Source organism: Arthrobacter sp. 05N425, from assembly GCF_056397125.1.
The window spans coordinates 53,179-67,740 of record NZ_JBFTMU010000005.1 but is presented as its reverse complement, the minus strand read 5'-3'; the positions used below and the strand labels follow the sequence as shown (position 1 = coordinate 67,740).

The 14,562-nt window shown below is 60.0% G+C and carries 11 protein-coding genes and 1 pseudogene; 7 read left to right on the top strand and 5 right to left on the bottom strand.

Annotated elements, in window-relative coordinates; genetic code table 11:
* The first annotated feature begins 58 nt into the window (after window positions 1-58).
* The 5 genes from AC1DGE_RS09515 (at window position 59) to AC1DGE_RS09495 (ending at window position 5,301) form a co-directional block, all read left to right on the top strand.
* A complete protein-coding gene (locus tag AC1DGE_RS09515; RefSeq protein ID WP_476917356.1) occupies window positions 59-199 on the top strand; it encodes a hypothetical protein in 141 nt (46 codons plus the stop codon).
* A 223-nt stretch (window positions 200-422) separates the two neighbouring features.
* A complete protein-coding gene (locus AC1DGE_RS09510) occupies window positions 423-674 on the top strand; it encodes a hypothetical protein (RefSeq protein WP_476917355.1) in 252 nt (83 codons plus the stop codon).
* 65 nt (window positions 675-739) lie between these two features.
* A complete protein-coding gene (locus AC1DGE_RS09505) occupies window positions 740-1,453 on the top strand; it encodes a TY-Chap2 family putative peptide chaperone (RefSeq protein WP_476917354.1) in 714 nt (237 codons plus the stop codon).
* The gene (locus tag AC1DGE_RS09500) at window positions 1,453-2,091 is read left to right on the top strand and encodes a DUF7255 family protein (protein ID WP_476917353.1); all 639 of its coding nucleotides are present in this window, start codon (window positions 1,453-1,455) and stop codon (window positions 2,089-2,091) included. Before AC1DGE_RS09505 ends, AC1DGE_RS09500 begins: the two co-directional genes overlap by 1 nt.
* A gap of 36 nt (window positions 2,092-2,127) precedes the next feature.
* Window positions 2,128-5,301: a DEAD/DEAH box helicase gene (locus tag AC1DGE_RS09495; RefSeq protein ID WP_476917352.1), complete on the top strand. Its 3,174-nt coding sequence runs from the start codon at window positions 2,128-2,130 to the stop codon at window positions 5,299-5,301.
* A gap of 1,051 nt (window positions 5,302-6,352) precedes the next feature.
* On the opposite strand, the gene AC1DGE_RS09490 is transcribed toward AC1DGE_RS09495, so the two are convergent.
* Window positions 6,353-6,874, bottom strand: a complete 522-nt coding sequence (locus tag AC1DGE_RS09490; RefSeq protein WP_476917351.1) for a helicase C-terminal domain-containing protein — start codon at window positions 6,872-6,874, stop codon at window positions 6,353-6,355.
* Window positions 6,875-7,382: 508 nt separating this feature from the next.
* Between AC1DGE_RS09490 and AC1DGE_RS09485 the strand changes: the two genes are divergently transcribed.
* Complete coding sequence (locus tag AC1DGE_RS09485; RefSeq protein ID WP_476917350.1) at window positions 7,383-7,694, top strand: hypothetical protein; 312 nt, start codon at window positions 7,383-7,385, stop codon at window positions 7,692-7,694.
* Between the two features lie 435 nt (window positions 7,695-8,129).
* Here the strand turns inward: AC1DGE_RS09485 and AC1DGE_RS09480 are convergent, their stop codons facing one another.
* Window positions 8,130-10,085 (bottom strand): DUF262 domain-containing protein, encoded by a 1,956-nt coding sequence (locus tag AC1DGE_RS09480; RefSeq protein WP_476917349.1) that lies wholly within the window; start codon window positions 10,083-10,085, stop codon window positions 8,130-8,132.
* Window positions 10,085-11,407, bottom strand: coding sequence for a DUF262 domain-containing protein (locus AC1DGE_RS09475; RefSeq protein ID WP_476917348.1), 1,323 nt, complete (start codon window positions 11,405-11,407; stop codon window positions 10,085-10,087). Before AC1DGE_RS09475 ends, AC1DGE_RS09480 begins: the two co-directional genes overlap by 1 nt.
* A gap of 198 nt (window positions 11,408-11,605) precedes the next feature.
* Between AC1DGE_RS09475 and AC1DGE_RS09470 the strand changes: the two are divergent.
* A pseudogene (locus AC1DGE_RS09470) lies at window positions 11,606-11,938 on the top strand (DUF3427 domain-containing protein); the annotation flags it as partial.
* 121 nt (window positions 11,939-12,059) lie between these two features.
* Here AC1DGE_RS09470 and AC1DGE_RS09465 read toward each other — a convergent pair.
* The gene (locus tag AC1DGE_RS09465) at window positions 12,060-13,775 is read right to left on the bottom strand and encodes a GmrSD restriction endonuclease domain-containing protein (protein WP_476917347.1); all 1,716 of its coding nucleotides are present in this window, start codon (window positions 13,773-13,775) and stop codon (window positions 12,060-12,062) included.
* A 99-nt stretch (window positions 13,776-13,874) separates the two neighbouring features.
* A complete protein-coding gene (locus AC1DGE_RS09460) occupies window positions 13,875-14,375 on the bottom strand; it encodes a DUF1643 domain-containing protein (RefSeq protein ID WP_476917346.1) in 501 nt (166 codons plus the stop codon).
* Window positions 14,376-14,562: the final 187 nt, after the last annotated feature.

The window sequence follows — 14,562 nt, the reverse complement described above, 5'->3', positions numbered from 1 at the left end:
ACCAAAGCTCTGGTTGCTGCCTCGAAGTCTCTACGGAGCTGACCGGAGCATCCGGCCCATGAAGTCCCAGAGCGCAATCTTTGTCGACGCAGAATCCCTACTGGCCGTAGGCGGCGCCAAGGTCGCCGAGACTTCGCTGAGCTCGGCGTCTAGTCTCGACTTCGAGAAGGTCATCCAAGGACTCACAGCCCGGTGCTGACGGTGGCGGAGGGGCGCGGTGCTGGTGGTGCGCCGCGCGGACGACCACCAGCAAGGAAAATGACCCCTGCCGGGAACCTTCGTGCATGAACGCCAGACCCTGGTTTACGGTGCCCCGGTGCCTGCGCGAAAAGGCCGGGATCTCCGGGCAGGTGCCACGATAGCTCTCATTCTTCGATGAGCCGGGCCGCGACGACCGCGTCTGGGTTCTCTAGGTGGCTCACGTGGACGTGACTCCCCTGGCGGCTCTGCCGGCACTGGAGTCTGACGGCGTCCGACCGGCTTCCGTGACGGGGGAAGGTGAGCTGTTCGCTGAACTGCCGGACGGCCATGCGGACATGGTGGCGAGGGCGGTGGAGTGGCTGGGGGCTGTCTACCGCGGGGAGGCCGGCAAGGTTGTGGGTGAGGGGACGGGAAGAAGCAGGCGCAGATCGGGGCTCCAGGGGGACGAGACCGTGAATCTGCCGGTGTTCTGACTCCGATTGTCCTATTGTGGCCAAAGAATAACGACACTAGGTCGCACGGAACTTCGGGGGGCAACATGAAATCGTCTTCTCTACAGCAAAATTCGCTCGCTGCACATGGGTGGTGGCTGGCATCGGAGGTCGCCAGGCGGCACAAGAACCTGACCCTCTCGACGTGTGTCGAAACCATGGGACTGGATGAGACTTTAGGGCTATTCGATACTGAGACTCGATTGCTTGCCTTCATCTCTGATGAAGTTCCAAATAGGGCGGTTGTAGACGGCAACGTATCGGCGACGTGGGCGTACGGCTGGAGCAAGATACTGGAACTTCCGCCCCGTGAAGCGATTACCACTGTCGAGCGACAATTGCAGATTAATGTTCCGCATCATGCGTTGGAGACGACTGAGCAGACTCTGGTATATCGACTAATTGCGAAGCTGATAGCCAGCAGGGTGTGGTCCGGGGATACGTGGAGGGCATTCTCAAGCAGTTACTACGATGCCTTGATGAAGAGCTTTGTACCTAGCGATGCCTTGGAGGAGTTTCCATCGGCCTTGGATAAGTTCGAGGCACGTTACGGCCGGGGTGGCGTGGCTGCTGGCGCGGACGGCTTCTGGGTAATCTACAAGAATGGGGATGGGGTCTTGGCTCTCGACGAGGAGGCGTATGTCCACTTTCCCGACGATCGGCCGCCCGTCTGCCTCATGCATCGGTTCAATAAGTTGGAAAGAAGCATCGATGCGTTGACACTCAATTGTAGTTCTCAGTTCCTCACGACAGGCGTTTGATGGGTGCCCGGGAGATGGCGCTCTTGAACGTTCTCCAGCGACGTCACGGGCCGCTCATCAAAGTCCGGCGTGCGAGGATGGCTGACCTTCCCTCGCACGCTCAGCGTGAACTTCTACACCTATATCGATGCCTTGGCGGTGTCCTTGACTCTCCTATCCTGGCTCCCGGGGATTGGGATTTCGCCTTCGCTGACGGACTCCTAGTTGAACTGGATGAGGATCTCCACTTCAACCGCTATAGAGCGCTGACGCTCGACACGACATTGTCCCCCGAGCTGCCGTGGACAGCCGCATACCAACAGCATTGTCTCTACGGTGAGGAGATGTGTTGGAAAGCCGGGCGACTCGGCGGGAAGTGGACGTCTGCGCCCACCGTAAGAATGTTTGGGACCGGCAGCGCCCCAGGGGTTCTCACGTCCGGGGGCTCCCCGCGTTGGAAGCAGCGAGCACTCTACGACGCCGTCAAGGATGCCTTCGCCATACACAACGACCAACATCGCCTCGCGCGGATATCTATCCACGACATCGTTGCCGGTGTTAGCGTCAACGATTACTTGCGCGCTAAGAGGGGCGTGTCCGAATCTGCTGTTCATGAATTTCTCGCTGCAAGAACTACAACGATTCATCGGAGCAAATAGGGTCACCTCACGACAAAGTCGAATGCCCGCCCAGTCATGTCGTACCCTGGCGCAGTGACTAACTTCATTGGGGGAAAGGCAGCCGAGCAGCTGCCCGAGGGCTTGTATGAACTACTCAGCACGGACCTACTCGGCACACGCCTGAATCAGGAAGCCGAACTGCAGCCAGTCTTCGCAGAGATTGAAGACGAAGACACCCCTGACATCCTCTCTCGCCACGTAGCCGACGCCGTCCGGCGGGCCCTCTCCGCAGCCAAACCCACCGACCGCGTCGCCCTCGCGAACAAGCTCCTCCAGGAACTGAACACCACAGACCGCATCGCGCCCGGTCCAACTCAGCTCCAGTCCCTGCACCGCCCAGACACGCTCAAACGCCGCAACCTACGCCGCCCCGCCACCAAGCTGAGCGACTCGGCCCTGCTCACCAACAGCAAGGACGATCCCAACCTCGCCGCAGAACTCAGGACCGAGATCGAATCCGCCGACACGGTCGACCTGCTCTGCGCCTTCGTCCGCTGGACCGGCCTCAGGCTCCTCGAACCAGCCCTCGCGCAACTCAAGGAGCGCGGCGCCAAACTCCGCGTCATCACCACCACCTACATGGGCGCCACGGAACGCCGCGCCATCGACGAACTCGTCCACCGATACGGCGCCGAAGTGAAGATCAACTACGAAACCCAGGCCACCCGCCTCCACGCCAAGGCCTGGCTGTTCCGACGCAACTCCGGCTTCGACACCGCCTACGTCGGCAGCTCCAACCTCAGCCAGGCCGCGCTCCTGGACGGCCTGGAATGGAACGTCCGACTCAGCTCCGTCGGCACGCCCACCCTGCTGCAAAAGTTCGAGGTCACCTTCGACAGTTACTGGGAGCAGCGAGCCTTCCAGCGCTATGATCCGGAACGCGACGGCGAAAAGCTGGACGCCGCGCTGGAACGCAACGGCGGCAGGCGGACAGCAATCCCCGGGGCAGCCACCGGCCTCGAACTCCAGCCCTTCCTGCACCAGGAGGAGATGCTTGAAGACCTCGAAGCCGAACGGCTCAAGGGCTTCAACCACAACCTCCTGGTCGCCGCCACCGGCACCGGCAAAACCGTCATCGCGGCCCTGGACTACAAGCGTCTCTGCGAAGCAGCGGGCAAAGACCTGAAGCTGCTCTTTGTCGCACACCGCCAGGAAATACTGAAGCAGGCTATGCGCACCTACCGTGACGTCATGCAGGACGGCGCCTTCGGCGAACTCTACGTCGGGGAGCACAAGCCACGTCAGTGGAAGCACATCTTCGCCTCGGTCCAGTCGCTCTCGATCCTCGGCATCGAGCAGCTGGAACCGGACTTCTTCGACGTCGTCGTCATCGACGAATTCCACCACGCCATGGCGCCCACCTATCGCCGGCTGCTGGACCACCTGCAGCCGCAGCAGCTCCTCGGACTGACCGCGACGCCGGAACGCGGCGACGGCGTCGACGTCGCCCAGCAGTTCTTTGACGGCCGCACCGCCAGCGAACTGCGCCTCTGGGACGCCCTGGACGCCGATCTCCTGGTGCCGTTCCACTACTTCGGCGTCTCCGACGACGTCGACCTCAGCCAGCTGGAATGGAAGCGCGGCAACTACGACACCGCCCAGCTGAACAACCTCTACACCGGCAATGACGCCCGCGCCGCCAAGGTGATCCGCGAACTCCGCGACAAGGTCACCAGCACCGAGCAGATGCGGGCCATCGGTTTCTGCGTCTCGGTCCAGCACGCCCACTACATGGCGGAGGTCTTCAACCGTGCCGGCATCGCCTCCGTCGCCGTCGACGGGAGCACCGACGAAACCGAGCGGGCGGCGGCGCTGAAACGTCTCGCCGCACGCGAGATCAACTGCATCTTCGCCGTCGACCTCTTCAACGAAGGCCTGGACCTGCCGCAGGTGGACACCATCCTGATGCTCCGGCCCACACAGAGCGCCACGATCTTCCTCCAGCAACTGGGACGCGGGCTGCGCCGCGCCGAGGGCAAGGCTGTGCTGACCGTCATGGACTTCATCGGCCAGCAGCGCCGTGAGTTCCGCTTCGATCTGCGCTACCGGGCGCTCACCGGCTACGGGCGCAAGGAACTGGAGAAAGCTATCGAGGACGAGTTCCCCTACCTGCCGTCGGGCTCGCAGATCGTCTTGGACCGGGTGGCGCAGAAGGTGGTGCTGGACAACATTAGGGCGCAGCTGCGGTTCAACCGGGCGCAGCTGGTCCGGGACATCGCCTCGTACGCGGAGACCGAGCTGGAGACTTATCTGGAGCGGTCCGGGAACGACGTGAAGTCGATCTACCGGTCGACCAATGATTCGTGGACCGGCTACCTGCGGCGGGCCGGCCTGATCGAGGGGTTCTCGCCGTTGGAAACGGTCCTCAGCGGAAGGATTCGGGAGCTCTCCGACGCCGACGAGAAGAAGCTCCTCGGCCGGATGGCCGCGCTGATCCACGTGGATGATCCCGAACGCGCCGACGCCTATTCGATGCTTGTCGGTGCCGACGCGCCACGTTACGTTGAGCTCGGCATGCGGGAGCAGACATTCGCCCGCATGCTCTTCTACACGCTCTGGGACGGCGGCGGCGGCTTCCAGTCGTACGACGCCGGCCTGGACTATTTGCGCGGTTACCAGTTTGTTTGCAGCGAGATCCGCCAGCTTGTGAAGCTCGGCGTGGCCGCGTCCAAGCACGCCGCCAAGGGACTCGGGGCGGGGCTGCAGCATGTTCCGCTGCTCTCGCACGCGACCTACCGGCGTGAGGAGATCCTGGCGGCCCTGCAATACGGTTCGCTGGAGCTGGGCAAGAACGTGCAGCACCGCGAAGGTGTGGCCTGGTGCCCGGCGACGTCCACGGACGCCTTCTTCGTCACGCTCAACAAGGACGACAAGAAGCATTCGGCAACCACGATGTACAAGGACTACGCCATCAGCCCGGAGCTGTTCCACTGGGAATCGCAGAACGTGACGTCCCCCGGAAGCCCGACGGGCAAGCGGTACCTGGACCGCGCCTCGCACCGCTCGAGGATCCTTATCTTCACGCGCGATACCTCGGAGGATGAGACCGGGCTGACCGTTCCGTACACGTGCCTCGGCCAGGTGGACTATGTGCAGCACTCCGGGGAGAAGCCGATTGCCATCACCTGGAAGCTGCACCGGCCTATGCCGGCTGATGTATTCGCGACGGCTGCTGCGGTGGCGCAATGAATTCAAATGGCCGGGAATGCCCAATGTGTGAAAAACACCTCGGCGTGCTTGCTGACATGGCCAGGATTCCGAATCACACGAGTCCGCGAGGCCGCTACTGTTCGGCATCCGGATGGTCGTTCTCCACGGTCGAGGCACAAATGAAACCCGTGGTCATCGAACCCGAGCCGGACAAGCAGATACGGATGGGTCGATGCCCTTCCTGCGGGCAAGAGAAGCAGCTGCTTACTGGGTCAACGCTCGTTCCAGCCCACAGGTGGAAGACCGGCCCGCGTTGCTCGGGCGGCGGCCGGGAGGCGGAGTGCGTCCGCATACGCCGCCCCTTTCGGCCGAACTACGGTTTGCCTGAGTTTGGCACCGAAAGTGTCAGGGCTGCGCCGTCGTCACCGCCGGGCACTGGCAAGAGACGCTAGGATGTCGAGCCGACTTCAGCCCTCATCAGTCTGTAAGTGCTGCGCGCCGCTGTCAATCGACCGGTCACGCCCGGCCCAAGTACCCAATAATGAGTCATTACTGCCGGTGTTGTAAGTTGAACGATATTTGGAATTCCAACATCTGCGGGGGAAATGATGGCGTCTGTTGCTCGCTCGAACGAGAAGGGATGGCAGTGTCCTGCCTGTCGCAAAACCCTGGCGGCGAAACCCCTTGCCGGCCGAGTCACGAAGCACGCAAATGCGAAGGGGGATTTCTGTAGCGGCGTAGGTAAGCCGGCTGTAGACGTCTCGGCAAATTCGGCCTCGAAGGGTGGTCGGGGGACTCGAGGAAAAGTCCTAGGCAGGAAAAAGAGTTCGAAGTCTGCGCCCCGCCCACCGTTTCCAATAAAGTCATCAGAACGGGCAGTCGCGGGCGTCAGGGAACGTCCTGCAATGCTCCCCAGTAAGAAGGCAACAGGTGCGTTTAGCCATCCTAAAAGCCGAATGAAGGATGAAGATCACTGGTCGCTGTTTCAGGACGCCCCTCGCCAGGACATCGAAACCGACGGCGGCTGGCGCAGAGTGAGGCTCGGCACTTCACAAGGCACGGGGAAGCGGCGCTGACGTCGGTTCAGGCACTAAGGCCGCAAATTCAGCGGCTCAATCTCAGCCCCGTCCTTGATCAACCCCAGCAGATCATCCTGCCGGGCCTGGCCCAGCGTCAGCCGGTACTTTGCGAGCCCGGCAAGCATGTGTTTGGTCCTGGGCACGTCGCGGCTCAGCGGGTGGTCCATCAGCCGCCGTTCGATCTTGTGTGCTCCCGGGTGTATCCAGTGGGGAGCGAACTCCGTGTTGGAATCTTCGGGGTGCGCCGCAACGTCGGCTGCGGCAACCGAGAACAGCGACTCCCATGGGTCTGTGACCCCCGGCTTCAGCACCTCTGCGCCGTGGGCTTCGGCCACATTCTTCCGCACCGCGTGCCCCAGGTACCGGTGCACCCGGCCCTCGCGCTGTTCGAAGTCGACGGGGCTGCCGGGCACGTTCCAGTGGATGACCGAGTGGGCCCACCAGTGGAAGTCGATGCCTTCCTGGCCCACCGATGTGGACGCAAGCACAAACGGCCAGAAGGGGCTGTTGAAGGCCCGGCGGACGTCGGGCATGCGGTTGCTGTCGTCTGTTTTGGCGTTGCTGTAGCGCACCGCGAAGCGGGCTGCCCATGCGGAGATCCTCGTGCGACCCGTCCGGATACTTTGCGAGCATCTGCGCCGGTTTGAGGGACAACGAGCGCCGGGTGTCATCAGCCAGCGACAACAGCTGCTCGGCGGTGACCTCCCCGGGGGCCTGCTGGCTGCGGAGCTGGAAGACGTACTCATCCAGCACAGCCTGGAGGTTTCCGGCTTCGCAGTAGCGCAGGACCTTCTGCCAGCAGTCACCCTCGGGGTAGAGCTTGTCGAGCAGCTCGGTGGCGTCGAGCCGGTTGAACAGGGTACGCAGGCCGGTCGCCGCTAACAGGGCGGCCTTCCACAGCTCGGCGCCGTCGAAATCGTCCGGAGCCACACGCTTCAGGGCGCGGTAGATGCAGTTGGCGGGGGAGTTGACTGCCAGGTCTTCGATTCCGTCCTCCCAGCCCGCCGGCTCGCCGCCCACGGCCGCGAGCATCCGGTCAACGTGTGCGAGGTAGAGCCCGGCCTCGGCGCCACCTTCCTGCTCGGTGTCCCCGTCGTCCGGGGCTTTGCCTTGCCGCTGGGTGAGTTCGTCCAGCTCCTGCAGCTCACGCGCCGCCAGCTTCACGTCGTCGTTCCACTATGCCGGCAGAGCGCCGGGCACCGAGGAATAGGACGCCCATGCACCGAGGCGACTGGCCGGATCGACGACGGCGCCGCCAAGCAGGGCCTTGGAGTCCGCGGCCGCAGCATCCCGCACCGCGTCTCCGGACACGAGGGAACCGCTCATGGAGGGGCTCTCAAGTGGGTCGCCTGACAGCGCCAGGGCCGCGTGGGGGATGAACAACGCCAGCGTGGACAGGGCCTGGGCTCTCCGTCGCGGAGGCGGAACCGGAGCCTGCCGCGGAAGCGTTTGCGGGCCCCAGCCGTGTTTTCACCGTGCAATGGCGACCCCTTGAGGATTTGCCGTTCGGCCTCGTAGGAGAGCATCGTGGTGATCGCCGTCGGACGGCGTTCCAAACCGAGAAGATCGGCTGCTTGGTGATGTCGGCGCCTGCCTCGGCGACGCCTCACATAGCTCCCGCCCTAACCGGGGTAACAAGCTCATCCCGTCACGACAACCCAGCCCCATCACGCGGCAGTGGAACCAGCGCCAAACCCTAAGGCGAACCAAAGGGCCACGCCGCCGGAAACCAAAAAACAACCAGCGATCAGCCCGCCAGCCCGAAGCCGCATCTATCACCTACACGGGCTATAAAAAATCGGGGCTAGGGTCGAGATCTTGGCGAAGTAGGCTCACCATCTCCTGATGGTGGGCTTCGACCTCGCGATCACCCCAGGCGCCCAGCTGTCGCGTCTTCGCCGCCATGAGATGCATTTTGGGACTCTGCTTCTCGATAGTTTGGCGGTAATTGGTGGCTTTTGCGTGCGGCAGGCTGTTGTTGAACTTGGAGTTTGCCCCCACGCTCACTAGAGCGAGGTTTCCAAGTTTGTGCAGGTTGGTAATGCTGACCCGTTCGCCTGATTGTTGTTCATCAGGACTCTGGGGATAAAAATGTTCGATGGAGGTTCGGAACGAGAACATGTAGTCAGCAGAGAGAGCTGGTACCCAATTATTCACGACGAGAAGGTAGTCAACATATGCGAAAACGACACGTGAAATATTGAAACCGACCGGCTCATCTGCGAAGGAGAACGCTTCTCGAACCTTTTCGCGCACGTACGTCTGGAGAAGAAAAACCAAGTCCTTCATGGAGACATTGCCGGGGTTATCCGCTTGCAGAACGTGATGGAGCGTTAGTGTAATCCAATGCATCGTGCGAGGTGATGTGTACGTAACGCGTAGCATCCCCTGCAGTAGCAGAAGGTCGCGTGTTGTGGGGTCGACTGTGTCACTGTCGTCCTTGGAGTCACTTGCGTACGTGTTGCGATAGCCGATTGTGCTTTTGTTTCCGCTTCTCGTTTTCACAACCTTGCGAAGTGACCACTCGCCTTCGTCGGAGTACGTGGCCAAGAACTCGCGCTTTAGGATGAATGCGTCAAATGCTACTCTCGTGCGAAGTAGCAGCGCAATGAATTCGCGAACGCGTTCGGGCCCTTTTTCGGAAAACTCAGTGTTGAACAACTTGATAAGTCGTTTGTCGTCTAGGCCGCCTTCGTCTTCAAGCGGATTTGCTCGGAACTCAAGTAGTTTAAGCGTGTGCAGAAGCAGCGAGTTGAAAGGGATCGTTGAACTGAAGCGATCTGCCTCGGACGGATCTGCTTCATCCGAAGCATTCTTCTCCGAGTAGAACGACAAGGCTTCGTCGATACTCATTGATGAAGCATGCGAAGCGGTGCGCCTACGAGGGTCTGACTTTGGCTCGCAGTGCTCATCAAACGCTTCTAGCAGATCTTCAAAAGATGAAGCGGTCAGCCAAGACCAGTTTTCGTCGAAAAGAGCGTCACGAAGGGACGGATTCCCGCGGGCTAGGTGCCCTTGTACGTAGGCATCCATTTTGGAACACGCATCCCAAACCCAAGCAAAGCACGCACGCTCCGATTCATGAGGAAGGTAGCTCATTAGACGAGCCTTCACAATATCGATCGGTTGTAATTGCGCCCCGCGGGTGTTCATGACCTCGAAGTACCGGTTGAGATCTGTGCTTCCGGGCAACGATGCCCTAACAAGTTGTACGTGATTCAGCAGGTAGTTTCCGAATATGTGGAGGGCGTCGCCTGAAACGTGTTGTTCCATGTACTGCTGGATGATGTTGTAGCCCTGGTGGATTCCGGAATCTTCCAGGCTACCCGGAGCTGTGTTCGCGGAATTTTCCGGGAAACCTCCGTCAAGTCGACGTAGTGCTTCGCTGGAACGTGGACGTGACTCATAGCGAAGGCGAGTGGCGTGATGCTGAAACCTTGGGCTAGCGACACCGTCGGCTCGCCCTAGGAAGGTTAGCAGCAGATACAAGGTAGTAAGTCGTTGCTGTCCGTCGATCACTTCGTACTCCGATGATTCAGATCCTCTGGCCGTGACGATGACGTTACCGAGGAAGTACTGCTCCTCGCCGTGCTCGATCGCGTCTCGAATGTCCCCGATCAACTGTTCGATCTGTTCAGCTCGCCACGCGAAACTTCTCTGATAGACCGGAACTGTGTATATGGCGCTTGACTTGAACAACTGAGCCACCGTGCACAAGTCGGGGCTGAGGGCTTCGTCCTGCATTAGGTTGCACCTCCATTCAGGTGTGAAAAAAGTTCAGGTTCGTGTCCGTCTCTGTATTGTTTCCCTGTCGAACCAAATGTTCTCACAACGCGACCATCTGATGAATTTCGGAATTGTACGAAAGGAGATGTCATGTCATCCTTCCCGTATCCTGCATTGTTTATGGACGCCTGAACTACGCGGAGGTGACGGAGGCGAAGGTCGAAAGACCAGGCAAAGAGATGCTTGCTGGCAAGATCAATGTCCTCGTCCGAAAACTTATTGGTGTAGTAGAGCATTCCCGCAAGGTACAGTTCCGTAACTTTGCGATATCGACCTTGGGTGAGTTTATCTTCGAAGGTTACTACTTCTGGATTATTTTCTAATTCATTCTTGATGGGATATGAGCGCTTCTTAAGAGCGCTTATTTCCTGCAGCATGAAAGTAGCCATTTCAAAGAATGGCCGCCCAGCCAGCAACGGGGCGTCAATTTGAAATCGGCTTCGGAGAACATTAACCTCATCCTCGGAGTTGATAGAGCTCTGCCACTGGCTCATCAGTGGAATCATGCTCTGCGCAGCGGCGTGATACCGGGAACTCGGGGATAGACGTCCCGTGGAGGAGATTCCTTTGAACATGTCTATGTCGTGGATAGTGAATCCTGGCGCAGTTTCACCCTTTGACCATTTTGCAACACGGTATAAATAGAGTGAGAAGAGTTCGTCCAGATTGTCATCTCCGGCCGACTCCCATTCTTCCACCGTGGCAGATTTCAGCGCATCGCTTTCGCGGCGCATTTCGCGAAGGTGGTGCGCCTTCAGCAGGTCGTGTGGCGCGAGAGGCCTTCCGCGATAGTTCTGCGAATCAAAGACCCGGAACGCTTCATCCACGTCATCTGTAGTCACCCGGACCACTTGGCAGTTGTCACGGATGAAAGATGCAAGATCTTGTCGCTCGGCAAGCTGCAGCGATCCCGCCGTGTCCTGGAGCATGCGCCATACTTTCGCCACGGGTGACGAACCGTCCACTGTCGTGAGAGACGGCGATTTCTCTCCATTGAGAATGCGGAGCAGCATTCGCAGGGTTAGGAGTCGTTGTTGCCCGTCGACGACATCGACGTGCGTGCCATTCTCGTGGAGAATTACTGCCCCGAGAACGTAGGGCGCGGCTTGGGTCTGTACGCTTGCAGTGGCCGCCTGCTGGGCGTCTCGAATGTCGAGAACTAAGCGAAGGGCAATGGACGGTGTCCACACGTAGGGCCGTTGATAGTGGGGAATCTTAAGATCATCGTCCAAGAGTTCGCCGACAGACGCCGCACGGACCCCGCGATCGTGTATGGCCACTGCGTAGACTCCTTCTAGTTGACAGCTCTCAAGAGCCTACCTCTGGGCTGTCGTAGATCCCATTGGATCTTCCCGAACTCCACAAGAACTGTTGACCGCGTGGGGGAGATGGCTGCTGACGTCTGGCGCGCCTATTCTGCAAGTCCGAAGGAACCGCGGTGGAGGAAGTGGCAACATGGGTGGAATTGACTCAGGCGCCTCTGTCGGACCACTACGCCGGAACGCGGCGACGGTGTCGACGTCGCCCAGCAGTTCTTCGATGGCCGCACCGCCTGCGAACTGCGCCTCTGGAATGCCCTGGACGCGGATCTGCTGATGCCGTTCCACTACTTCGGCGTCTCCGACGACGTCGACCTCAGCCAGCTGGAATGGAAGCGCGGCAACTACGACACCGCACAGCTGAACAACCTCTACACCGGCAACGACGCCCGCGCCGCCAAGGTGATCCGCGAACCCCGGGGCAAGGTCACCAGCACGGAGCAGATGCGGGCCATCGGCTTCTGCGTCTCCGTCCAGCACGCCCACTACATGTTCACGACGCGCTTGGGTGGAGCTCGTTGGGAAAGTGGTGGGCGGGCCTTCACTAGAAAGCCGTGGTCGGTGCGTATCGTTCACGCACCGACCGCGGTGCGCTTAGTCTGTGGCTTATAGCTCAAGGATGATTCCCAAGGCACAGGGACTGAATGACAGGCATCATCATGGACGCGCGAGCCTGGAGGAATTGCTCGTAGTCCTCTCCGATCTGTCTTGAGCTCTCCGGACTGTAGGGTCCCGCCATGGCCAGTTCATCGAAGGGGATAAGGTGCGAGGCCAGGCGTGACTTTATGGCCTCCGTTCCAAGATCCGCTCGATCGGTTCGCTCCTCCAGATACTGCAGCGGAGGCTTGTTTGAAATGTTTCGATTCGTGCTCCAGGTAATCAGGGCACAGTTCAGGGCCCGCATTGATCTGTTACTACCGATCTGGCTTTCCACATTTAGGAGCGAGTCAGGGAAGAGGTGGTGATACTCCCGAACCTTCAGGTGCTCAGGCGTGACAGCGTGGTCATCAGCAATATCCCGTGCGCCGAGTCGAAGCGACACAGCGAGGATTCCCCGGGCGACTACCTCCCGCGTTTTCGGCCAGCCAGCGCTGGTCAGATCGAACTCGGTTGGGAGTGGGGTGACCGATTCGTCAAATATCGGCGCGGCAGATGCCCACTCAGATATGTCCCCGACAAGAATCTTCTTCAGCCCACGGAAGTCCTGGTGTGCCCTCGAACCGGCTGATTGATCGTAGCGTCGGGTAAGGAAGGAACGCCACAAATACGACCTAGCAAGCTTTCTTCCGTTCCCCGCAGCGTCCAAGGACTTGGGCATGAATTGGTGTATCGCGGCCAGAACTGGCAGAACTACGATCGACGGCAGACGCTGAGCGTCAAATACCTTCTCCGATTCCAAGAACCCGATGGCCCAAGAGATGCCTTCCACGATGTCGTCCCATTCCTGGGCGACCTCGGACAGGTCGAGTTTTTCATAGCTCCTCTGGCCGGCGGGGCGATCTGACCGGAGTGAGGCAACATCCAGGGCCAGGTTTCCTGCGTCAGCGTAACGATGGAGTGACGGGACTTGGGCGCGGAGGTCATCGACCAGCTCGTGCAAGGACTGGCCGACCGCTTCCTCGAGCTGGGCGACGACAATATCGAATGCGCTCAGCCTTACCGAGGACGTGTTCATCTTTATGAAGACGTCCAGAGCGACGTCCTTCGGTGTCGTCATTGGGAGGCTCAGATGGGGAATGTTGTAGTTCCTGACCTTACTTCTGAGGTCGGTGATGCTCGTCTCTATGTCCCTGCTGATTCGAAGATCATCTCCGGCCGCGGCGTCCGCCCAGGCCCGCACGTCTTCATTGCTTTCAGGGTTGAGCAAGCGCAAAGGAATGTAACCGCGTTCCCGGCAATCGACGGGATTGTCACACCAGATTGGGTACCTGGTCTCCCCACGCAGCCATCGGTTCTGGGCCAGAACCCGCGGGACCTTTTCACCCGTTGACTCGTCCTCTTCGTGACGAAGGAAATACGTCCGATCCGGGTAATTGTCGTGGAGAGACCTCCAGAGTGCTGTCAGCCGTTGTTGACCGTCCAAGAGGTGCTCGTGGACACGTTCAGAAGGGGAAGGAGCACTCTCAAGGGCTCGAGAAATGAATGGTTCGTTGTCCCCAACTTCGAGGATGAGTGTAGCCCCAGCCGGAAGTCCTCTGAGTACCGTCTCCATCAAGCCAGCAACCTCATTGTGGCTCCACGCCTCATGTCGTTGAAAACGAGGCAACCGGAGTTGGCCGGTTCTAACTCGTGTGAACCAGTCGGCGAGCGAACGATTACGTGCATCCATGCGAGCTTCCCCATTGTTCTTCTGTTGTGTTGACTAGAGACTATCCATCTATGTCACCCAGACGTTGAATTGGCTTGCGAGTACCGCTCGGAAAGACGATCAGTCGGGGCCTACCCGCATTGTGAGCGCAGCCGTCAGCGCGGTGACGAATGCAGTCTCTGGATGCACTCGGTGCGTATAGCGGTGCCAGCGCGAAGGGTGACGAGGGGCTCCGCCGACCCACCAAACAGGCAGGCCCCTCTCGACGATCTCGCTGTCGAGCCACTCCACCTGGGCCACATGATGCTTGGCGGCTTCGCCCGATGGCTTGCTGATGCCATAGGCCATGAGAACGGCTGACGCTCCATCAAGCGCATGGGCAAGGCTTGGGCGGGCGTCCAGCCAGCCGCTGGGCGAGGTTCCGGCAGCGGTGACGCCGGAGGTGCGGTAGGTGGGCAAACTAAACAGATTGACGATCTCGTGGCGATCGAACCCTAGAACCTGACGCGCCTGCTCCGCGCGGGCAAGAGTGCGTTGCCCGCTGGTCGTGGGAGGGTTGCTTCCAATGATCAAGAGAGTCCCAGAGGATTTCGGAAGAGGCGCGGGAACTTCAGAATGCATGGGAACAAACGTAGCGGATGCCCACCATTGTGCGAGCCCGGTATCCGTCGATCGCTCCACCGAGGACCCGAACGAAACTCACGCGAGCCAGCTTCAAGGATTGTCGCATCACCCAGTAGTATCGGAAGGCTAGAGTCTCAATGCTGGCCGCGCCCCCACGGAGGTGCCGGACGGCGAATTTCACAGG